Origin of the sequence: Streptomyces sp. NPDC059456 (genome assembly GCF_042750055.1) — a bacterium.
GTDB lineage: Bacteria > Actinomycetota > Actinomycetes > Streptomycetales > Streptomycetaceae > Streptomyces.
Genome location: NZ_JBHYVA010000802.1, coordinates 1 through 1693, shown reverse-complemented (window position 1 = coordinate 1693; position 1693 = coordinate 1). Strand labels below are relative to the sequence as shown.

2 protein-coding genes are annotated in these 1693 nt (G+C 74.3%); one reads left to right on the top strand and one right to left on the bottom strand.

From position 1 onward, the window contains the following. Positions 1 to 615, top strand: a 615-nt coding sequence (locus ACFXA3_RS38705) for a PP2C family protein-serine/threonine phosphatase (RefSeq protein ID WP_385195421.1), incomplete at its 5' end; no start/stop codon positions are given. A 24-nt stretch (positions 616 to 639) separates the two neighbouring features. On the opposite strand, the gene puuE is transcribed toward ACFXA3_RS38705, so the two are convergent. After that, a complete protein-coding gene (gene puuE / locus ACFXA3_RS38700; RefSeq protein ID WP_385195418.1) occupies positions 640 to 1548 on the bottom strand; it encodes an allantoinase PuuE in 909 nt (302 codons plus the stop codon). Positions 1549 to 1693: the final 145 nt, after the last annotated feature.

Below are 1693 nucleotides of genomic sequence, written 5' to 3'. Positions count from 1 at the left end.
CGTCATCCCATTCTTCGAGACGAGACAGGGTACGACCTCGTCGACCTGCCCGGCGATCGCATCGGCGTGGCCGTCGGCGACGTCGTCGGCCACGGCCTGCAGGCCGCAGGCGTCATGGGGCTGCTGCGCAGTGCCCTCAGCGCCGCCTCCCGTGTCGCCGACGGCCCCGCCCAGGCGCTGGAGGTCCTCGGCCTGTACGCCCGCTCCGTCGACGGCGCCGAGAACACCACCGCGGTCGAGACCTACGTCGACTGGGACACCCACACCATCACCTACAGCAGCGCCGGCCATCCGCCGCCCGCCCTCCTGCGCACCGACGGCACCGTCGAATTCCTCGACCAGGCCACCGATCCTCCGCTCGGCGCCCGCCCCGACCACGTCCCCCGCCCCCAGGCCACCGTCGCCTTCACCGAGGGCGACACCCTCGTCCTCTACACCGACGGGCTGATCGAGCGCCGCCGGGAGGACATCGACGTCGGCCTCGCCCGCCTCGCCGGCTCCCTCGTCCGGCACCGTGCGGCCGTCCCCGAACGCCTTGCCGACGCCGTCCTGCTGGAGCTCCTGCCGGCCGCGGGCGCGACCGACGACGCCGCCCTCGTCATCGTCCGGCTCTGACGGGCCGTCCGGGAGGCGGCCCGGTCACATCCGTGGCGGGTGCGTGGCGAGCCAGTGCCGCGCGATGCGTTCGCGGGTGGTGACCCACGCGCCACCGCGCTGCGCGACGTGCCGCAGGAAGCCGTCGAGCGCGCGGATCCGGCCGGGCCTGCCGGTGATCCGGCAGTGCAGGCCGACGCTCATCATGCGGGGCCGGTCGGCGCCTTCGGCGTGCAGGGTGTCGAAGGTGTCCACGAGGTACGTGAGCATGTCGTCGGCCGTCGTGAACCCGTGCACGATCAGGAACTTGAAGTCGTTCGCGTCGAGGCTGTACGGGAGTACGAGGTGCGGGCGGCCGGCCGCTTCGACGTAGAACGGCAGATCGTCCGAGTAGTCGTCGCAGTCGTAGAGGAAACCGCCCTCCTCGGCCACCAGGCGCCGCGTGTGCGGACTCGTTCGGCCGGTGTACCAGCCGACCGGCCGGCGCCCGACGAGCCGCTCGATCGTCGCGGTCGCGTACGCGATGTCGGCGCGTTCGGCGTCCTCGGGCACGTGCCGGTAGTCGATCCACCGCCGGCCGTGGCTCGCGACCTCCCACCCGGCGGCGCCCATCGCCCGTGCCGCGTCGGGGTTGCGCTCCAGCGCCTGCGCCACGGCGTACACGGTCAGCGGTGCCCCGTGCGCGGCGAGCGTGCGGTGGATGCGCCAGAACCCGGCGCGTGCCCCGTAGGCGAACAGCGACTCGGCGTTCAGATCGCGCCCGCCCACCACCGCAGGCGCGCCCACGATCTCGTGGAGGTAGTCCTCCGACGCGGGATCGCCCTCCAGTACGTTGTGCTCGCCGCCCTCCTCGTAGTTGAGGACGAGGCTCACGGCGACCCGGGCATCCCCGGGCCAGGCGGCATGCGGTGGCTCGGCACCGTATCCGACGAGATCACGCTGATGCTCGGACACGGGCCGGACTCTACCGGCGGCCCGGCGGCGAGCGCCGCAGGCCACGCCCGCGCGTCCCGTTGCCGGGCCGTACGGGGACGGGGGGGGGGGGGGGGGGCGCGCGGGGGGCGGGGGGCGGGGGGGGGTGGGGGGGAGGCTCGACGAG